Raw genomic sequence first — 19,485 nt, 5'->3', positions numbered from 1 at the left:
CGGAGATGCCTAAATAGACAAGCCGAGAACTTATTGAGGGTTGGGTGTATTCATCTGGCGATGAACGCCTAACAAAAGCGGTAATGCTAGCAGTTGAATGATCACAGAAAAAATCACCAAAACCAGGAGAGAGCGATCGTACAAAATCCCCATCAACACACTCCCTAAAAACCAGGCTAAACCATAACCTGTTGCAAAAACTCCAAACGCAGAACCTCGCTGATCCGCAGAAACAATTCGGGTAATTCCAGCTTTCATAATCGATTCTTGCGCCCCCATACCAATTCCCCAAAGGATTATACCAACAATAGCCACTTGAGGCGTTCCTAAAAAAACCAACGGTGCAAATACTGAAGCCAAAAAAGCCGCGATCGCTAAACTCAATAGTCCAATTCGATCAAAGAGTCGTCCAAATAAAATAGCGGCGATCGCATCAACGCCCATTGCTAAAGCATACAGCAACGGAATTGAATTAGTATCACTCAGATTCACCTGTTGAAAATGATAGGCAATCAAGGGAAAATCAGCATATCCGGCGGCGATTAACACCACTGATCCCAAATACAACCAAAAGGCTTTGGGAAATTTTTCTGCTTTGAGAATTGGTCGATTTGCGAGTTCAAATTCACGGGGATTTGGATAAACTTTTTGTAGAGTGAGTAGTACAATTAACCCAATCACCGCCGGAATCATTAACGTTGTATAACCCGCAGAATAATCATTTTGCAGAGACAAAACCACCGCCACCATTAATGGCCCAGATACCGCCCCAATTTGATCCAACGCTTCATGGACACCAAAGCCAAACCCTGTCCCCACTTGCGTCACCGCATGAGATAACAACACATCTCGCGGAGGAGTGCGAATAGCTTTTCCGGTTCGTTCCGCCATCATCAGTCCCGCCGCTACAGGTAAATTTCCGGCTAAAGCTAATAGGGGAACAACCAGGGTATTAATAATATATCCAATCGTCGTAATCCGCCAATATTGACGAGTGCGATCGCTTAAAAAACCAATAAATAAACGTAACCCGTAGGCAATTAATTCACCGAACCCCGCAACCAGCCCGACAACCGTACCCGTCGCGCCGAGAGATCCTAAAAATTGCCCATTGATACTTCGCGCCCCTTCATAGGTTGCATCCGCACACAGACTGACAATTCCCAGCAAAATGACAAATTTAAACGCAGCGCTTTTTGATGGGGTTGACTTCATGCTGAATCTAAACTGAGAGTTAACCCCTTGCTTTTATCATAAGTTCCTCACGCTCACCCGTTTGATTAGATACAGTTGAGGGGAATCGATTAACGCTGCAATTGATCAAGAGATTCCGTTACTTTTTTCTCTCTCCGTGAATATACGGATGACCCGACTCTACTCTTAATAATTTGTAATGTTTTTTTGAGGATTCTAGTTAAGATTTGAGTATAAATTCTTAGCAATCGCCTGGACTATCCAAACAGAATCTCGCAGAAAAACACCCGGTTGAAGATCTTTCATTTGACTGGTTGAGTATACCCCTATTTAACGTCTTGCTTTCAGTATCTAGCCCCACAAACCTTATATGCTTATAGCTTAGAACGAAGGGGAAGAGCAACCATATTTTTTAAAGGAACATAATTGGCTTGAACAGTCATCACCCGTTGAACCAACCGAGTTAAACCATACCCTGCTAATCCAATCGTTGCACCTGCGGCGACAATTGGACCCATGCTTATACCGACGGCTGTTTCAGCCAAAGCCAAGCTCATTCCACTTAAAATGGCAGAAATTCCGGCACCCGTAAATGCACCTCCAGCTACAGAAATTAGGGCGCAACAGTCCTTTTCTTGAATCGCTTTTTTCGCGCCATAAGCCGCCACACAAACCACTGCTCCTGCAACCGTTACAGGCGCACTTACTGATGCACTTCCAAATCCCCCCAGAACTCCCACTCCAATCGCTGCTAAGTTTGAGTGAGTTATTTGTTCTGATGTATCAGACGTTACTTTATCTAAAGTTTTAACGTTTTCTTTTGTATTGGGGAAAGTCATTGTTTTCTGCCTTTTGTAAGTTATTTTGCTTAATTCAAAGCTATCATAGCGTTCCGATTATGATATTAGTATTTTTACGGAATAAAGTGTTAATTTTCTTAAACTTTCCGGAATCTGAGTTTCACAGTTTAAGGTTTTGGATTGACGGCAATACCGGGGCAGAATCACTGTATTCATACCTAAGTGAAGCCATTGTTAGGATCAGAATAATTTTATTTTGGTAAAAAATATTAATTTACCGTACAGTTTGAGCCGTATTTTTCCCAAAACCAGGCTGGACGTGTTAACAATAAAATGAACCATAATCCCCTAAAAACTCTAAACCTTCAAACCCATGCTCACCGAACGAGCCAAACAACTCATTCCCAAAGCCCGCATTGTCAGCTTGGCTAACTGGGAACAAATCTATCCCTCGGCGACGATAGCCCGGTTTCAAGCCGCAGACGACGAGGGACGTTATCCCAGCGATAGCGATCTTGAAGCGTTAGTCGCTACCTTCCAAGACTTCCCTGAACCCGAAAAAGCTGCCGCCCTCGCCCGAGTCGGTGTTGTGCGTTTACTGCGAGATCAGGCGGATCTGATCGTCACAGAAGCCCGTGAAACGGTTTTGTCTGAATATCCAGGTATTACCGATCCGGGGGGTGATCTTTATCCGAGCGATCGCGCTAACGCTTGCTGGCGAGATTTTTGGCATTTTTTGCGCTGTATTACCTATGGGATAGCTGGAGGCCGCGAATATACCAGCGAAGAAGGGCTAGATTATATGGAATTGTTGTATGAAGAATTAAATGTCCCTTTACAGGCGATGGTTTCTGGGCTAGAAGGCTTGAAAGCCGCAAGTTTGAAGCGTTTCCCGGAGACGAACCCAGAAGATCTCGCCCCTTATTTTGACCATCTGATTACTCAAATGCGCCGTTTTCTTCCCTGCTAGGCCGCTTTGGGTAATATTCCTTTATCATAAAGCTTGTAATCCCCTATCAAAACTGGATCACGTCCAATGCCTTCTACCGTCGAACAACTTAAAGCCAAATTTGACAACGCCATTATCGCCGCGTTTGGTGAGGAGATGGCGGGAATTGACCCGATGTTGGTTCCGGCGAGTAATCCGAAATTTGGGGATTATCAATGTAATGTGGCGATGTCGCTGACGAAGGTATTAAAAAATAATCCTAAAGCGATCGCCACTCAAATTATCGAAAAACTGGATATCAGCGAAATTTGTCAACCGCCAGAAATTGCAGGGCCAGGGTTTATCAATCTTCGTCTGAAACCCGAATATTTAGAAGCAAAACTGAATACCATTTTAACAGATGAACGTTTAGGGATTCCCCGTGTTGACCATCCCCAAAAAGTGATTGTTGATTTTTCTAGCCCGAATATTGCTAAAGAAATGCACGTCGGACATTTACGTTCAACGATTATTGGAGATTCGATCGCGAGGATTTTAGAATTTTTAGGACATGATATTTTGCGTCTCAATCATGTGGGAGATTGGGGGACGCAATTTGGAATGTTAATTACTTATTTACGAGAAGTTTATCCCGAAGCGTTAACCACAGCCGATGCCTTAGATATCGGGGATTTAGTCGCATTTTACCGTCAGGCTAAAGTTCGCTTTGATGAAGACGAAGACTTCAAAGAAACCGCCCGTCAAGAAGTGGTCAAATTACAAGCAGGCGCTGAAGATAGCCGTCGGGCTTGGCAACTGTTGTGTGAACAATCTCGGCGCGAATTTCAAGTGATTTATGATTTGTTGGATATTAAATTAGAAGAACGAGGAGAATCGTTTTATAATCCCTTCTTGTCAGAAGTTGTAGCCGATTTAGAGAAAACAGGCTTATTAGAAGAAAATCAAGGCGCGAAATGTGTCTTTTTAGATGGGTTTCAAAATAAAGAAGGGGAAGCGTTACCGTTAATTGTACAGAAGTCTGATGGCGGATATAATTACGCCACAACTGATTTAGCGGCACTACGATATAGAATTAATCAAGATGAAGCGGATCGAATGATTTATGTGACCGATGCAGGTCAAGCGAATCATTTTACACAAGTTTGGCAGGTGGCGAGAAAAGCAGGTTGGATACCCGATAATGTTGAGGTGGTTCATGTTCCGTTTGGGTTAGTTTTAGGGGAAGATGGGAAGAAGTTAAAAACTCGTTCCGGGGAAACGGTTAGACTGCGAGAGTTATTAGATGAAGCGATTAACCGCACCGAAAAAGATTTAGAAACGCGGATAAAAGAAGAAGAAAGAACCGAGTCCCAAGCGTTTATTGATGATGTGGCAAAAGTTGTAGGAATGAGTGCGGTTAAATATGCCGATCTCAGCCAAAATCGCACCAGTAACTATGTGTTTAGTTTTGATAAAATGCTGTCATTGCAAGGAAATACCGCGCCCTATTTACTCTATGCTTATGTGAGAATTCAAGGAATTCGTCGCAAAGGAGAAATCGACTTTAAACAAGTGGGAACCGAGGCGAAAATGCAGCTTCAAGAAGAGGCTGAATTTACCCTAGCCAAGCATTTATTACAGTTAAATGAAGTGATTGAAGCAGTAGCGACAGACTTACTCCCAAACCGTTTGTGTCAATACTTATTTGAACTTAGTCAAAAATTTAATCAATTTTATGACCAGTGTCCCGTGTTGAAAGCAGAAGACGCTCAACGAATCTCTCGTTTAGGGCTATGCGATCTGACCGCACGCACGTTAAAATTAGGATTATCCCTCTTAGGCATATCTGTCCTAGAGCGGATGTAAGCTGAGATCAATTCAGCTAAAATTAAACTCGGGAAGCGAGTGCAATTTTAACAAAAAAAGTGTAGAGATTTGTAGATAAAACAATACAGAGGAGCTATTTTATGTCTGAAGTTCAACCCGAAAGCCCTAAAAAGATTGAAACGGTTCCACAGACCCCGACTATACCCCCAGCACCCCAAAAGAATTCTTCTACGACTGGAGTTCAAGGATTTCTCAACGGTTGGAAGTTGAAAGTTGGGTTAGCCGTTGCAGGTTTATTAATAGTAGTGGCGGGGCTTTTTTGGTTCTATTATCCCTATAAGATTGCGATGATTGGTTTGGAGAGATGGTCTAGAGAATCGGGCGCTCAATCGATTGATTGTATGATGCGTGATACTGACAATAATCAGTATATTAGTTGTAGCGCCAAGATGGAGCAGAAAGTTTTTCCGCTTGAATGTGGTTCGAGTCTTTTTAATATGGGATGTCGAGTCTCTAAAGCGGAACTTCTCCGAGAGTAAGTTAATCTTTTGTATAAGAAACCCGGTTTTTTGGAGAAGCCGGGTTTTTCTATCTCAGAATTTGACTTATTTAGATTCTGAGTTATTAGAAGCCGTTAAGACATCCCAAAATGCTTGAGTCGCCTTTGTTAAGCGTTCCCCTAAATCGGCTAAATCTTTGACAATTCCTTGCAAGTTGCTTTCAGCTTCCGTCTCAAACTGTTTGAAAGAAGTCTCAATTTGATCTTTATCAATCAATCGAATTTGCTCAATTCTCTCTCGGACACTTCGCACCGCTTCGGTATAAGCATCACGATTGATTTCTGCTGCGGTTTGCAGTTCTATTTTGACCAAATTCTGAATCGCTTGCAATAACGCTTCAGTTTCTTTCTGGGGTTCACTTGTAGAAGAATTTTCGGAGGTTGAAGTCATTTCACTTGAAGATGTTTCTACCAGTGCAGACTCTTTCGGTACATTGTGTTCTTCAGTCATTCTTTATTCTCCTGAGTTTGATCAATCTCTCTTTCAGTTTTTTCTAAGTTAATTCGGGAAAAGTCTATCTTTTTCCCAGTGTATTGTATCGATAAACGATAGAAGGTATCGTTTTGGAATAATAAGAGCTGCCATCAATAATCGAGCTAGTTGTTACTTTAACGCTAAACTAATCGGATGGCAAACTCGACATTTCTTGTTCAATCTTCAATAACGCTTGTACCCGAGCTTCTGTAGAAGGATGAGTTGAGAACAAACTTGCCATTCTTTGACCCGAAAATCCATTCATAATCAAAAGTGGTTCAAACGAAGGGTTGGCTCTGAGGGGAACCTGTCGCGCCATACTATCTAAGCGTTGTAACGCCCGAGCCAATGCTTTGGGATTTTGCGTTAATTTCGCCGCGCCCGCATCGGCTGAATATTCTCGGGTTCGAGAAATTGCCATTTGAATGACAGTCGCTGATATCGGTGCCAACATGACCGTTAATAGAATACCAATCGGATTTCCACCCTGTTGATTATTGCGCGAACTTCCTCCAAACCATAACGCATAAGTTGCAAATTGAGCGATCGCCGAAATTGCACCGCCTATCGTCGCCGCTACCGCTTGGGTAAGGGTATCACGGTTTCTGATGTGGGTGAGTTCGTGAGCAATCACTCCTTCAAGTTCATCTTGGGGTAATATTTTCAGAATGCCTTCTGTAACGGCAACTGCGGCATTTTTCGGATCGCGCCCTGTGGCAAAGGCGTTCGGCGCCTGAGTCGGAACGATGTAGACTCCTGGCATGGGTAAATTAGCGCGATCGCACAGTCGCTTCACCATCTTATGCAGTTCGGGTGCTTGTTCGTAGCTAACAGGTTGGGCGCGATAAGCGGCTAAAGCAATTTTATCGGAATAAAACCAAGAACCCAGGTTCATGATCGCCGCTATACCTAAGCCCACCATTAAACCTGTTGTTCCGCCAATCACTTGAGAGCAAATTGTCACGAGTAATGCACTCAGTATTCCTAATAAAGCAACGGTTTTTAAGAGGTTCATGGGTTTCTCTCCTTTGGATCTCAAACCAGGAGTTAGCTAAGATTGCCTCTATTGTATCGGTAAATTATCCGTTCAAGTTAAGGCGGGAATGCCGATTTTTAATGACGGTTTAACCGACTCAAGGCCTTCGGAAATCAGCATTGATCAACCTGTAGTTAGACCGTTGGACAGGATTTAAAACTGACAAATATACTTAGGACTGACTGGACAGGTTGGCTCTTTAATTGGATTATTGCGAACAAATAAATAGGTTAACCGTTCTAAGGGTTGAAGCGAACTAATATCGGTGACTTGATTATTATTGAGATTCAGTTCATTGAGTTGTTTCAACGACTGTAAAGGGGTGACATCTTCGACTTGATTGAAACTGAGGTTCAGGAAATTCAAATTTTCCAGGGAGCGTAAGGGGCTAACATCTTTAACTTTGTTATAACTCAAGTTGATTTCCGTTAAATTTTTTAAAGATTGCAAGGGGGTTAAATCAGTGATTTGATTGTTAATTAACTTCAGTCGGGTAATGCTGGTTAAAGATTGTAAGGGACTCAGATCAGAGATTTGACTGGTACTCAAGTCGAGTTGAGAGTAGGTGATTAAATTTTCTGCGGCTCTGGCGCAGTTAAAGGTTCCGGCTCGTTGTAAAATAACACTCATGGTTCGTTGAGCCGAGGGAGGAAGTTGCTCTCGATTGATACACCAGTCCATGAAGCTATCATCTTTCTCAACTGATTCTGAAGGTGGGGTTTCTGATGGGATTGACTCGGGTTCAGTTGGCGACTCGGTTTGTGGGGATTCAGACTCAGCGATTCCTGTATGTGGATCAGTTAATACTGTTATCGCCAATAAGAATAGGATTAGGAATGGCTTCAACTGACGTTTCACGAGTAGTTTCTCTTTCTAGTTATCAGTCATTTATATCATTTCTAGTATAGCATTTCTCTCTTCATTATAAGGATCATAAAATTTTGACAATGCAACTCACTATCCTTTTAGCATGATAACGCTAGAGGAACATATTCCCGGAACGGATATTCCCAAGAAAACAGATACTTATACCTCCTGGGAGTCACTCACTGATCGCACTTATGTCGGACGCCATTTACCCCCCGCTCCCAAATTTAACACAGAAGGAAATCTCCCACCCGTTGAAGATTTAGCCATTTTGTATCATAAAAAAAAGGATGCAAACGGCAACCCAATCACCCGTTATTCCAAAAAATCAACCTTACTCTTTCCTTATTTTGTCCAGTGGTTTACGGATGGATTTCTTCGCATCGATCACAACAATAAATTTAAAAACACTAACAGATTAACCTTGATAAACAATGCGATTTTTGTGAAAATTTACGTTTTTCTCCTTGGAATGGTTTAGCCGTTCATCGTCCAGTCGGTGCATTAAATCGACTGCGGAGTGTTGTTTATTCTTTAGTCGGTGAATATCGTCATCAAAAACGACGACTCAACTATCAAGAACCTACAGGTGCAGAACGTTTTGATTAGGGTATTATATCAGTTGAGGAATTATGAATTATCAATTATGAATGAGAAAAAGGATTAATTCTTGGAGGACTGTGATCTTTGTTATCCTATCCGTAAGTTACTTTCATAATTGATAATTCTACATTCATAATTTAGTTAAATTTATTCAAGAAAAATGATTGTCTAACTCACTTGAACGACCCCAAAAGTGGGAATCGTCAATTCAAGTCAAGCAAGTTATAGTGAAATTATTCGGTTTAGGCCGTAGAACTGTTGTAAGAGATAGCAGTTTTTGTGAAATAGTTAATGAAGTCAGGGTAAATTGCGGCTAATTTGTCCTCAATTTCTGACTCTCAAATCAAAACAAGGAGCAATTTTCATGTCTATCAACGGCGTAATCATGCAATATTTCCACTGGTACCTCCCTGGCGATGGTACTCTGTGGGAACAAGTCAAAAACAAAGCCCAAGAATTAGCCGATGCTGGAATTACCGCCCTCTGGCTTCCTCCTGCTTACAAAGGAAGTGGTGGAGGGAATGATGTCGGGTATGGTGTCTACGATATGTATGATTTGGGTGAATTTGATCAAAAAGGTTCAGTTCGTACAAAATACGGAACTTATCAACAATATATCGATGCCATTCAATCCCTGAAAAATTCCGGGATTCAAGTTTATGCCGATGTTGTTCTCAATCACCGAATGGGAGGTGAATCTACAGAAATTGCCAAAGCAACTCCCTTTCACCAAAATGATCGCGTTTATCCAATCGGAGGGTTACGAGACGTTAAAGCCTATACTCATTTTACCTTTCCCGGACGTCAAGGCCAATATTCAAATTTTGAATGGCATTGGTGGCATTTTGATGCGGTTGATTATGATGATTATAGCAAAGAACAAAACGTCGTTTATTTGTTTGAGGGAAAACAATTTGATGATTATGTTGCCCTAGAAAAAGGCAACTTTGCTTACTTAATGGGATGCGATCTCGATTTTCAAAAACCCGAAGTGCAACTAGAAGCAATCCGTTGGGGAAAATGGTATCTTGATACAACCGGGGCTGATGGGTTTCGCCTTGATGCAATTAAACATATTTCTTCTTGGTTTTTCCCTATTTGGATTGACGAATTAGAACGTCATGTCGGCAAAGATTTGTTTGTTGTTGGGGAATATTGGCAGAACAGTATTTCGACATTACATTGGTATGTGAACGCAGTACAAGGCAAAATGTCTGTGTTTGATGTACCCCTGCATTACAACTTTTATTATGCCAGTAAATCGGGGGGACATTATGATATGCGACAAATCTTTGATGGCACGCTGATGAAGGAACGTCCGACTCATGCGGTGACTTTTGTCGAAAACCATGATTCTCAGCCCTTGCAAGCGTTAGAATCCCCCGTTGAACCTTGGTTTAAACCGCTTGCTTATGCCATCATTCTACTGCGGCGAGAAGGATATCCTTGTATTTTTCATGCCGATTATTACGGGGCAGAATACGAAGATTATGGGCGTGATGGCAATCGTTATCCGATTTTCTTACCTTCTCATCGTTGGATTATTGACAAGCTTCTTTATGCTCGCAAACACTACGCTTATGGTGAACAATATGATTATATTGATCACTATAATACCATTGGTTGGACTCGTTTAGGAGATCAAGAACATCCCAAAGCAATGGCTGTGATTATGAGTGATAGTGTTCCCGGTTGGAAATGGATGGAAGTCGGTAAACGGAATACTAAGTTTATCGATCTGACTGAACACATTAAAGAACCCATTTACACTAACGAAGAAGGTTGGGCTGAATTTCGTTGTAAGGGAGGATCAGTTTCCGTTTGGATCGAAGAATAGTTGATACCATGTCCGGTTAATCGATTATGATTATGTAGGGGCGGGTTCTAAACCATCTCTAACACCTATTACTAAATTTAAAAAACCCGCCCCGTTTTCAGAACACGCATTAATCAACCGGACATGGTATGAAGTTTGAGTATAAAATAGGGCGGGTTTATCTAAATTATTGCTGCGAAAAACAGTTCTCGGCGGAGGCGCGCCCCTACACACAGGTCTGTTCCCTTTTACGGTGCGATCGCATGATTTTTTCGAGATAGTATGATTTATTGTCAATACTGAATGATTTGTTTGATGTCGAGAATAATTTTCAACTTCAGCAATAGACTAAATTTACTCAAAATGTGAGACACTTAATAAGGGTTTGAACGGTTCCTGACGAGAAGGTTAAATCTTGGCTTGATGTCCAAGAATCCCCTCTCTCAAGAGCCTAGAACCCTCAAAACCGAACCCTCAATTTAAACAAGGAGTGTCAAACTATGTCCATTGAAACTCGGCCCACTGAAGTGATCGATTTAGTGGTTAACAGTAAAGACAATTGCTATTTGCTTAAAGATCATATTGAGGCGATTCAAACGACAGGCGTTAAACAAGAATTAACGCAGGGAATTTGGGTTGTTCGCATTCGTAAAGGTTCTTTTGATTATATCAAAGATGATCCAAATGGTCAAAAAGGTGAACCTTTAGTTATGCTTTGGATGTACGGTGGGAAGTTTAAAAACCTTAAAACCAATAAAATTGTTCCCGCAGGTTGGTCAACTTTAAATGGTTTTGATGATACCGTTACTCTAGCTGTATCAGAACCCATCACCCTTTGTGCCTTTTTCTTCGATATTTATCTCGAAGATAACGACGGAGACGTTACTGTTTCAGCCGTTAAAGTTGGCGAACTCAGCGACATTGAAGAATAATCTTCCCGCTTGCATTTGCCATGAATTGATCCACAGTTAAAACTCCAAAACTTCTCAATTTTAGGCGAGTTTTAACTCAACATCAAAAACAATTGATGGGTCGTGCCATTGCCAAAAGCACTGCCAAAAACCCGGTTTCTATTCATACCAATTCTTTATGAAGCTGCATCTAATTTATCCCCCCAGCCCCCAATCCCCCCTTGATCCCCCCTTAAAAAGGGGGGTGGGGGGAAGCCGCAGGCGGGGGGATCGAAAAAAGTTGCATAATTAGAAAGAAATGGTATCAGTTACCGGGTTTTTAATCCCCACTGTTCCTCTAAAAATTAAAAACCGCTATATTATAGACTTTTAAGATGACAAGTCAAAATAAAAAGTTAATATAAACCTGAACTAATGCGACTCACTTCTCTAGATGTTTTCCGGGGAATTGCAATTACAAGCATGATTTTAGTCAATAATCCCGGAAGCTGGAATCATGTCTATCCAATCTTAAAACACGCAGACTGGCATGGTTACACCCCAACTGACTTAATATTTCCCAGTTTTCTCTTTATTGTCGGTGTAGCGATCGCATTTTCCCTCGCTAAATACACCCCAGAAAATCGAGAGTCTGAAAAGACAATTTCTCCTCAACTCTATCTGAGAATTCTACGTCGTTGTCTTATTTTGTTTTTATTGGGATTGCTTCTTAATGGTTATCCGAACTATGATTTCAGCAATATTAGAATCATGGGAGTTTTACAACGAATTAGCCTCGCTTACGGACTCTCCGCGATCGCAATTTTACACCTATCCCGCAAACAAATAGCAGGTTTATGTGTTATAATTTTAGTGGGATATGCGATCGCCATGCAACTGATTCCTGTTCCCGGTTATGGAGTCGGAAATCTCACTCCAGAAGGAAATTTAGCCGCTTATATTGATCGCCTAATCTTGAGTGAAAATCATCTTTTAGGAAAGGGAAAATACGATCCAGAAGGAATATTTAGTACATTTCCCGCAGTTGTCACCGTTTTAATCGGGTATTTCACTGGAGACTGGCTGAAAAAACAACCCGCAAACAGCCACACCAGTTTCAATTTAGTCGTTATGGGTTTATGTAATATTATTATCGGTCATTTTTGGGGATTAATCTTTCCCATCAATAAAGCTTTATGGACAAGTTCTTATGTTCTCGTTACCGCAGGTTGGGCGTTATTATTACTTGCAGGATGTTATGAAATCATCGAAGTTCGTCAGAAACGAAAGTGGGCATTTACCTTAGAAGTAATGGGACTAAACCCTATATTTTTATTTGTCGCTTCAGGATTTGTAGCCAGAATTTTAATTTATACTAAAATTGATCAATATCCCGAACCAATGACATTAAAAACCTGGATTTATCAAAATATCTTTGTGTCTTGGGCGGGTGAAATGAACGGTTCTTTAGCGTTTGCGATCGCTAATATTTTAATCTGGTGGGTGGTATTGTATGGGATGTATCAGAAGCGTTGGTTCATCAAAATTTAAAAGTAGGGTGGGTGACAGTCGAGAGTTTACAGGAGAATTCACAAATCTTTCATGTCACCCACTCTACAGCTTTTCTAGAGATCTCTACAAAAAATTAACTAAGCTCGTTGTTGCGATGCACGCAGAAAAATCAAGCTAAGATGGTACTCAAGCGCAACTACAAACCATAAGCCAACCAGTTAACATCACATCCAAAAACTTCAGTGTTTCCCCAAGTCTGAATTTCTAAGAAAAATCCTTTGCAGTCAATATCAACAGCTTTAACTTTTAATCGATGAGTAGCTTCTCTAGAAACGTTAGCATAAGAGATTCCCACTACAACTTTTGGAGGGTTGTTGAAAGCTTTCTTAAACTCAATGTATTGTCGAATAAAGCGATTATCTCCTTTTGCATCACTCAGAGTTCCTTTCCATCCCTTAGTTTTGTTAACGCTTCCCTCAAAAATACCGCTTTCTATTCTATATAACTTTTCTTTTTGCTTTTGTAGATCGGCGTTTGTGGCTTGCATTTCTTTTTTGAGTTCCGCTTTGGTTGTTGCAAGTTCATTCTGTGTGGATTTTAATTCATCCTTCAACGCTTTTAGACTTTCCAACTCGGTTTGAAGCTGTTCGCGAGTATTGATTAACTCTTGAATTGCTCGTTCGTAATATTCTAGCGGGGTTTTGTTGTCGTTGGAGTTCATTAGATTTATCCTTGATTCAAATTCTAGTGATAGCGAAACTTGGTTAAAACCGACTAAAGTTTAATTGTTAGTCCTTTGAAAAGGACTTTGTTTATTAGACGGGGAATTCATTCCTCGACAGACTTCAAATTCCACAATCAATCAGTCTCGATAAAAGAGGTTTAAAAGAACCCACACCACCTTGATTCCAGTTATCCCATATTCTCGCAGGTAAATGACCAGAAGGAGCCGAAGTCGAAAAATTTACAGATTTGTACCAAAGCCAGCTATTGTTTACATACCATCCAACTTTTTCTCCAAAAGCATTCCAGACTTGATCATCTTTTTGTTGTTGAGTATTTTTCAAACTTTGATAAATTTTAGTTTGTATACTCAAGCCAAAATTTCCATTACTATATTTTATCCAGAGTCGATCAATAGTTCTCAAATCTTCAGAGAACAGTAAATTAAGATCGGTTTCCAGTAATTTTCCTTCTTTTTCTCTCCCGGTTAACTCAAGCAGTTTTTTAAATGTTTCCTCGTCGGCTTCTTTCCACATTTTATTTTCTAGAAAATACTTCAGCTTTCGATAGTTCAAGGATAAACAACCTGCGTAAATATCAGAAGTTAAGCTATTGATCTGACTTTTGATATTTTGATTTTCTGAATAACAATAATTGACCTGCGCTTCAATTTTATTAGTCAATTTTTTCAAAGGTTCTGTTTCCTGTTGAAGTTCTTGTTTGGTTTTTGATAATTCTGCTTGAGTACGATTGAGTTGAGCCTTCAAGAGTTGGCTTTCATTTTGAAGTTCTTGTTTGGTTTTTGATAATTCTCTTTGGGTGTGGTAAAGTTTGGCTTGGGTTGTTGCAAGTTCATCCTTCAAGGTTTGATAGGAAGCCTGCATTTTTCTGAGAGTTTCTAACTCAGTATCCATCTGATTTTTGACATTTTGGATTTCTGAATAGCAATAATTGACCTGTGCTTCAATTTTCTGACTTGATTTTTTCAAAGGTTCTGTTTCTTGTTGAAGTTCTTGCTTTGTATTTAATAATTGTCTGTCTGTGTCATCAAGTTTAGCTTGGGTTGTTGCAAGTTCATCCTTCAAGGTTTGATAGGAAGTCTGCATTTCTTTGAGACTTTCCAACTCGGTTTGAAGCTGTTCGCGAGTATTGGTTAACTCTTGAATTGCTCTTTCGTAATATTCGAGAGGGGTTTTGTTGTCGTTGGAGTTCATTAGATTTATCCTGGGTTTAAGATTTGATCGCACCGGGGAATTAATTCCCCGGCTAATAGTGAAAGTCGGTTAAAACCGACTAATATTTTAATTATTAGTCCTCTTGAGAGGACTTTATTTATTAGGCAGGGGTTTCAACCCCTGACTACTACTGACTACTACTGACTACTACTGACTACTACTACAAACTATAAGCTAATCCGTCGGTTTAGAAAACTTTTGCTGCAAACTAGAAATAGATTCGATCAGTTTTGTTTGTAACTCTTGATAATTGAACTGCTGCGGTGAGGGAGAAGACTCTATTTCTAACTCGGTCGAATCATAAATTTTGATGGTGTTACTCCAAAATTGACACAAAACACCATACTTTAACCAATCTTCAACGGCGAATTTTCTTAACTCCGGCGCTTTGCGAGTTAAAGCAACCATTCTGGCTGCATTCAGTTGAAGTTGACCGTAAGTTTCAATGATGGTTTGTACGGGAGTGTTTGGGGTTAATTTGCTTAGTTCATAACATTCTATCAACCGATAATATTCAATATCCGATAACTGAAAACCAAGCTTTAATCCCAACCCCAGTTTTTGGCGACAGGGATCAAAAGGATTGGGAATTAATTCTGCACTATGTCGCCGCAATTCTCCGCGAACTTGTTCGATAGTTTTATCGACTATTTCTTCGATTTGATCGATTAAATAACCAGCATCATCGAAAACTTGAGTTTCCAATAATTCTAGATCTCGGATTAAATCTTTGGTTTCAACGATTGATTCCATCACGATCAATGAAATTTGGTTAATGCGGTTTTCAAGATAATAATCCGTTTCTTGAATCGTCTGGTTGACTTCTTCGATAGTTTCCCTGCGAATGCGATCAATTTCCCGCAGGTTTTCCTTGACTTTTTCATCGGCTTGATCTATTATTTTGTTAATATCTTTAACTGTTTTATTTTCTAGGCGTTCCATCCCGCTTATTACTTTGTCCGTTCGTTTGGCGACCATGTAATCAACTTTTTTAGTGGTTTGATCTATGATTTCGTTAATATCTTGAACCGTCTTATTTTCTAGGCGTTCCATCCGGTTCATTACTTTGTCCGTTCGTTTGGCAACCATGTAATCAACTTTTTTAGTGGTTTGATCTATGATTTCGTTAATATCTTGAACCGTCTTATTTTCTAGGCGTTCCATCCGGTTCATTACTTTGTCCGTTCGTTTGGCAACCATGTAATCAAGGTCATTTGCAAGTTTATTTAACTTTTTTGCAGAACGATCAACAAAATCCCGTTCCACTCTTTTCGCCGAACGTTCTAACTTTTTCACCAAGCCGCCAAAAATCCATCCAAGCATGAGTTGAACTCCCGAAACGAAAATTGATAAAATCCGAGCGATGAACTTCTAACTCCAAGATACCCGTTAAATGATCGCCGAGCCTCCGTAGATTTACGGAACTTTAATTAAACCTATAAAATTAGTAAAAAAATGAGTAAAAACCCCCTCTTTTAAGGCTCCCAGGGCTGTTTCATTCTAAGATTTTGCGTGCCGTCAGGCGTATCGCCAAAACCTATCGTGGGATAGCATTTCACCACTTTTTTCTTCAGAAAACCTAAAACCCTAAAAAAACATAGTTTCCCTGTAGGCTGGGTGACAATCCAGAATTTACACCTTTTCTAGAGATCTCTGCTTATTTTTTTCTATATCTTCAAGATTTATTTAATTGGAGATTTGGTAAAGGGTGAGAAAACCCTTTTTTCTTCAGTTGAACGAAATCTTGATCTCGATCGCCTTTCCCTTCACAGGTAGTGATTTCCCTATTGCGTGATTCTAACCCCACAACAGTCGCTACAATCAAAAACAGTGAACTTGATTGGTGGTTTTTATGATTCCAACCGTTATTGAACAATCGGGTCGCGGTGAACGCGCCTTTGATATATATTCCCGACTTTTACGCGATCGCATTATATTTCTCGGACAACCCGTAACCGCCGATTTAGCAAACCTGATCGTCGCTCAAATGCTGTTCCTCGATGCAGAAGATCCCGAAAAGGATATTTACCTCTATATCAACTCTCCGGGGGGTTCAGTCTCGGCTGGTATGGGGATTTTCGACACCATGAACCATATTCGCCCCGATGTTAGCACCATTTGTATCGGGTTAGCTGCAAGTATGGGAGCATTTTTGCTGAGTGCGGGCGCCAAAGGAAAGCGGATGAGTTTACCCCATTCTCGGATAATGATTCACCAACCGTTAGGCGGCGCCCAAGGACAAGCCACCGATATCGAAATTCAAGCTAGAGAAATTCTCTATTTGAAGAATCGCCTCAACCAACATTTGGCTGATCACACAGGTCAACCCCTTTCCCGTATTGAAGAAGATACCGAACGGGACTTCTTTATGTCCGCTAAAGAAGCCGTTGATTATGGCTTAATTGATCAAGTTTACGATCGCAAAGCCTTAGCTGCTCACACCAGTTCTCACAACGGCGGATAAAAATCAGTTAACAGTTACGCCCTAAAAACCCCGGCTTCTTTGAGAAACCGGGTTTTATTCAGTAACCTGTCCCCATTATTGCCCATTCCTCACTCCCCACTCCCTGTTTAACTGTCTGCGTGGGGTGTGGGAGTCGGAAGACATTCGAGGTAATGTAGAAAGTCCAGCAACTCATCTTCTGTCAAGTAATGACGCGATCGCTTTCCGTAGGTTTTTTGTAAATGGTCTATCCCCTGCTCTTTTGTCCAACCTAAACGTTTCAGTTCCAGATCGGTTTTAGCAATTTCCGGGGAATAATCTGTAGACTCTAGGGATGCTTTTGACTTTTTCTTGTTAGCAGTCCCAGGAGTCGGAGAAATCTCTTCAGGATAAGCGGAAAGATCATTACTGCTATTTAAAGGCTGATCCGGTAAAGGAGGTAATGAAGCACCTCGCCCCTTCGTTGAGGACGTCGAACTCGAATCCGTTGGAGTTGATTTAAGGGAAGAACTGGGGTTAATATAGGTTGCTGAGAGCCAATCCTCCGATGAACTTGCAGTCGAACTCCGAAGCGAATCTTCCAATTCAGGAAAAGGGGGAAAAGCCTCAGCCTCAGATTCAAACTCTACCACAGAGGCGGAAAGCTGGGGTTGTTCGGGGGCTGAATTCAGTTCAAATTGAGGTGTACTCGCAGAGGCAGAAAAAGAACGAGTAGACGACAAAGGAGGTAAGGTTGTAGAGGTTTCAATGCCTAAAACTTGAAGCGATCGAACTCGGGCTTGGTCTTCTGCTAATTCAACCGTATCCGCCGCCGCCAGTCCCGAACTAATAATGGTACTATCGACTTCAACCAAAACCCGAACTACATACTTGCCATGATCGATCGCCAGCAACTCAGAGATTAAACTGCCTGTCGGGTAGCGAGATCGAAATTGAGCAAACATAATAATCAATAGGTAACTTGAAACCCTTATTCTAACGTTCCTCACCCTTTACTCACTACCAAACAAGTTGGAAAGTTGAGTAAAAAATGCGTGCCTCTGCCAAAATTTGATGTCTTCTCAGCAACAACTTACATTTTCCCGCCCCCTCATGCGCCTATTCTCTAGAGATTTATCATCTGTAGCATGATTTTCTCTACAGGGACACAAAAGCTGGAAGAAGCTTAAGGCAATGACATTAACTTTTATGGGTCGCCTGGGATTCGAACCCAGGACCAATCGGTTAAAAGCCGAGTGCTCTACCGCTGAGCTAGCGACCCTTTCATTGATTTTTGCTCAACGATTAATCATTCTAGCACAGCTTCTTGATCAATGTAAACACTATTTTCCAAAAAATGTTGCACTCAGATGAACCAACATCTCACAACTGGCTCCCGGCTTGAGATAGGTGAGTAAATGACCTGTATTCAAAGCATTTCGGGGAGCCGTCCAAGGTTCGAGACAATAGTAGTTTTTGCCCTTGACCATCCAAAACACCACATTTGAGTAGGCAGAACTGTAACTCATGGCGATTCGTAAGTTGCGACTGGTATCCGTTGCGATCGCAGCCAACCCCGTTAACGGGCCAAAAATCCCATCAATTTCATCTAAACTCGGATCGAAGCGACCTGTAAAATCGTGGAGTTTTTGGGTCATCTGGTCTCGATATTGCATCGCCGGAATCTCAAAATGCAAGTGATTCTTATCCGAGACCCAAAAATAGGGATGCAACCCCGCCGAAAACGGCATCACTTGAGCGGGTAAACCCTCCATCGTCCCCGAGAGGTTTGTGAAACGCTGAAAGATAATCAACTCATTGCCTTTGAGCTTATAGGTAAACTCCAGCTCAAAATCAAACGGATAAACAGAGCGAGTCTCGCCATTGCTGGTGAGCGTCAGCGTAATCGCCGCGTGATCTCTGGCCACTTGATCGCTGACAGTCCAAGGCAGATCCCGAGCAAAACCATGCTGCTTGAGGCTGTAGCGCCGACCATTGTAACGGTAGGCATCATCCGGCAAATTTCCGCAAATCGGAAACAAAATCGGAATCCCGCCTCGTACCGTCAAGTTGGGATTGGCAAACCGTTCTGCATCCAGGTAGAGGAGTTCCTTTCCTTTGACTTGCCACCGGGTAATCATCCCCCCTCGCTCGGGTACAACCTCTAACCGAGACTGAGCAGCCAGGTCAGACAAGCAGTAGGTTTTGTATTGTTTCTGTTCTAAAGCGATCGCAAACACAGTGATTCGTCAGTGATGTAGAACTGAAAGAACCTACGCAAAGCCTGAATGAATGGGGTGTGTTAGCGCAGTTTCAGCACTTTTTACACCCTAATCTGTAGCCCGGTAAGTCTTTATGAACAAAAATCGTTCAACACAAGAATGCCTACCCATTGTCGCACAAAGTCGATCCGTTCAGGCAGAACATTTAGAGGCCTAAAGACCTGTTGTGAACCCGTTGAACCATCGGAGTTGACATACTCCCCATTTCTAAAGAAAGGGGATTCTCCAAGCCTCACGGCTTTGGATTACTGATTCATTGACAACCCTTACAGCAAGCTAGTTTCCTAACCTACTCCAGAGGGGTGAGTCTCCCCAG

The 19,485-nt window shown here is 41.4% G+C and carries 18 protein-coding genes and 1 tRNA gene; 8 read left to right on the top strand and 11 right to left on the bottom strand.

From position 1 onward, the window contains the following. Positions 1-30 precede the first annotated feature (30 nt). Entirely contained in the window at positions 31-1,215 is a 1,185-nt protein-coding gene (locus VB836_RS16580; RefSeq protein WP_323220794.1) for an MFS transporter, read from the bottom strand. A 353-nt stretch (positions 1,216-1,568) separates the two neighbouring features. Continuing rightward, positions 1,569-2,033: a hypothetical protein gene (locus tag VB836_RS16575; RefSeq protein WP_323220792.1), complete on the bottom strand. Its 465-nt coding sequence runs from the start codon at positions 2,031-2,033 to the stop codon at positions 1,569-1,571. A gap of 334 nt (positions 2,034-2,367) precedes the next feature. Here VB836_RS16575 and VB836_RS16570 point away from each other — a divergent pair, with 334 nt between their 5' ends. The 3 genes from VB836_RS16570 to VB836_RS16560 all read left to right on the top strand — a co-directional run bounded on the left by VB836_RS16570 (position 2,368) and on the right by VB836_RS16560 (position 5,288). Next, positions 2,368-2,964: a globin family protein gene (locus VB836_RS16570; protein WP_323220790.1), complete on the top strand. Its 597-nt coding sequence runs from the start codon at positions 2,368-2,370 to the stop codon at positions 2,962-2,964. Positions 2,965-3,030: 66 nt separating this feature from the next. Further along, positions 3,031-4,788 (top strand): arginine--tRNA ligase, encoded by a 1,758-nt coding sequence (gene argS / locus VB836_RS16565; RefSeq protein WP_323220788.1) that lies wholly within the window; start codon positions 3,031-3,033, stop codon positions 4,786-4,788. Between the two features lie 101 nt (positions 4,789-4,889). After that, positions 4,890-5,288, top strand: a complete 399-nt coding sequence (locus tag VB836_RS16560) for a hypothetical protein (protein WP_323220786.1) — start codon at positions 4,890-4,892, stop codon at positions 5,286-5,288. A 66-nt stretch (positions 5,289-5,354) separates the two neighbouring features. On the opposite strand, the gene VB836_RS16555 is transcribed toward VB836_RS16560, so the two are convergent. The 3 genes from VB836_RS16555 to VB836_RS16545 form a co-directional block, all read right to left on the bottom strand. Further along, positions 5,355-5,759 (bottom strand): hypothetical protein, encoded by a 405-nt coding sequence (locus VB836_RS16555; RefSeq protein WP_323220785.1) that lies wholly within the window; start codon positions 5,757-5,759, stop codon positions 5,355-5,357. A gap of 169 nt (positions 5,760-5,928) precedes the next feature. Then, the gene (locus VB836_RS16550) at positions 5,929-6,798 is read right to left on the bottom strand and encodes a zinc metalloprotease HtpX (RefSeq protein WP_323220783.1); all 870 of its coding nucleotides are present in this window, start codon (positions 6,796-6,798) and stop codon (positions 5,929-5,931) included. Positions 6,799-6,972: 174 nt separating this feature from the next. After that, positions 6,973-7,677 carry a leucine-rich repeat domain-containing protein gene (locus VB836_RS16545; RefSeq protein ID WP_046276805.1) on the bottom strand — a complete coding sequence of 235 codons (705 nt, stop codon included), beginning with the start codon at positions 7,675-7,677 and terminating at the stop codon, positions 6,973-6,975. Between the two features lie 112 nt (positions 7,678-7,789). Here VB836_RS16545 and VB836_RS16540 point away from each other — a divergent pair, with 112 nt between their 5' ends. The 4 genes from VB836_RS16540 (at position 7,790) to VB836_RS16525 (ending at position 12,546) form a co-directional block, all read left to right on the top strand. Next, positions 7,790-8,167 carry a hypothetical protein gene (locus tag VB836_RS16540; RefSeq protein ID WP_323220781.1) on the top strand — a complete coding sequence of 126 codons (378 nt, stop codon included), beginning with the start codon at positions 7,790-7,792 and terminating at the stop codon, positions 8,165-8,167. A gap of 486 nt (positions 8,168-8,653) precedes the next feature. Further along, positions 8,654-10,126: an alpha-amylase gene (locus VB836_RS16535; RefSeq protein WP_323220779.1), complete on the top strand. Its 1,473-nt coding sequence runs from the start codon at positions 8,654-8,656 to the stop codon at positions 10,124-10,126. A gap of 479 nt (positions 10,127-10,605) precedes the next feature. After that, positions 10,606-11,037 (top strand): hypothetical protein, encoded by a 432-nt coding sequence (locus VB836_RS16530; protein ID WP_323220777.1) that lies wholly within the window; start codon positions 10,606-10,608, stop codon positions 11,035-11,037. A gap of 393 nt (positions 11,038-11,430) precedes the next feature. Beyond that, on the top strand, positions 11,431-12,546 hold the full coding sequence (locus VB836_RS16525; protein WP_323220775.1) for an acyltransferase family protein: 1,116 nt from the start codon (positions 11,431-11,433) through the stop codon (positions 12,544-12,546). 157 nt (positions 12,547-12,703) lie between these two features. On the opposite strand, the gene VB836_RS16520 is transcribed toward VB836_RS16525, so the two are convergent. The 3 genes from VB836_RS16520 to VB836_RS16510 all read right to left on the bottom strand — a co-directional run bounded on the left by VB836_RS16520 (position 12,704) and on the right by VB836_RS16510 (position 15,788). Then, a complete protein-coding gene (locus tag VB836_RS16520; protein ID WP_323220773.1) occupies positions 12,704-13,228 on the bottom strand; it encodes an H-type lectin domain-containing protein in 525 nt (174 codons plus the stop codon). 124 nt (positions 13,229-13,352) lie between these two features. Next, entirely contained in the window at positions 13,353-14,444 is a 1,092-nt protein-coding gene (locus VB836_RS16515; RefSeq protein ID WP_323220771.1) for a GUN4 domain-containing protein, read from the bottom strand. Positions 14,445-14,639: 195 nt separating this feature from the next. Further along, positions 14,640-15,788, bottom strand: coding sequence for a hypothetical protein (locus tag VB836_RS16510; protein ID WP_323220769.1), 1,149 nt, complete (start codon positions 15,786-15,788; stop codon positions 14,640-14,642). Between the two features lie 529 nt (positions 15,789-16,317). Here VB836_RS16510 and clpP point away from each other — a divergent pair. Next, positions 16,318-16,929, top strand: a complete 612-nt coding sequence (clpP, locus tag VB836_RS16505) for an ATP-dependent Clp endopeptidase proteolytic subunit ClpP (RefSeq protein WP_046277312.1) — start codon at positions 16,318-16,320, stop codon at positions 16,927-16,929. 107 nt (positions 16,930-17,036) lie between these two features. Here the strand turns inward: clpP and VB836_RS16500 are convergent, their stop codons facing one another. The 3 genes from VB836_RS16500 to VB836_RS16490 all read right to left on the bottom strand — a co-directional run bounded on the left by VB836_RS16500 (position 17,037) and on the right by VB836_RS16490 (position 19,127). Continuing rightward, complete coding sequence (locus VB836_RS16500) at positions 17,037-17,852, bottom strand: hypothetical protein (RefSeq protein ID WP_323220767.1); 816 nt, start codon at positions 17,850-17,852, stop codon at positions 17,037-17,039. 245 nt (positions 17,853-18,097) lie between these two features. Further along, positions 18,098-18,169: transfer RNA gene (locus tag VB836_RS16495), tRNA-Lys, on the bottom strand. Between the two features lie 61 nt (positions 18,170-18,230). After that, entirely contained in the window at positions 18,231-19,127 is an 897-nt protein-coding gene (locus VB836_RS16490; protein WP_323220764.1) for an aldose epimerase family protein, read from the bottom strand. Positions 19,128-19,485 lie beyond the last annotated feature (358 nt).

Source organism: Limnoraphis robusta BA-68 BA1, from assembly GCF_034932365.1.
In the GTDB taxonomy this organism is placed as follows: domain Bacteria; phylum Cyanobacteriota; class Cyanobacteriia; order Cyanobacteriales; family Microcoleaceae; genus Capilliphycus; species Capilliphycus robustus.
The sequence above is the reverse complement of the archived record's forward strand: the minus strand, read 5'-3'. Positions and strand labels throughout refer to the sequence as shown.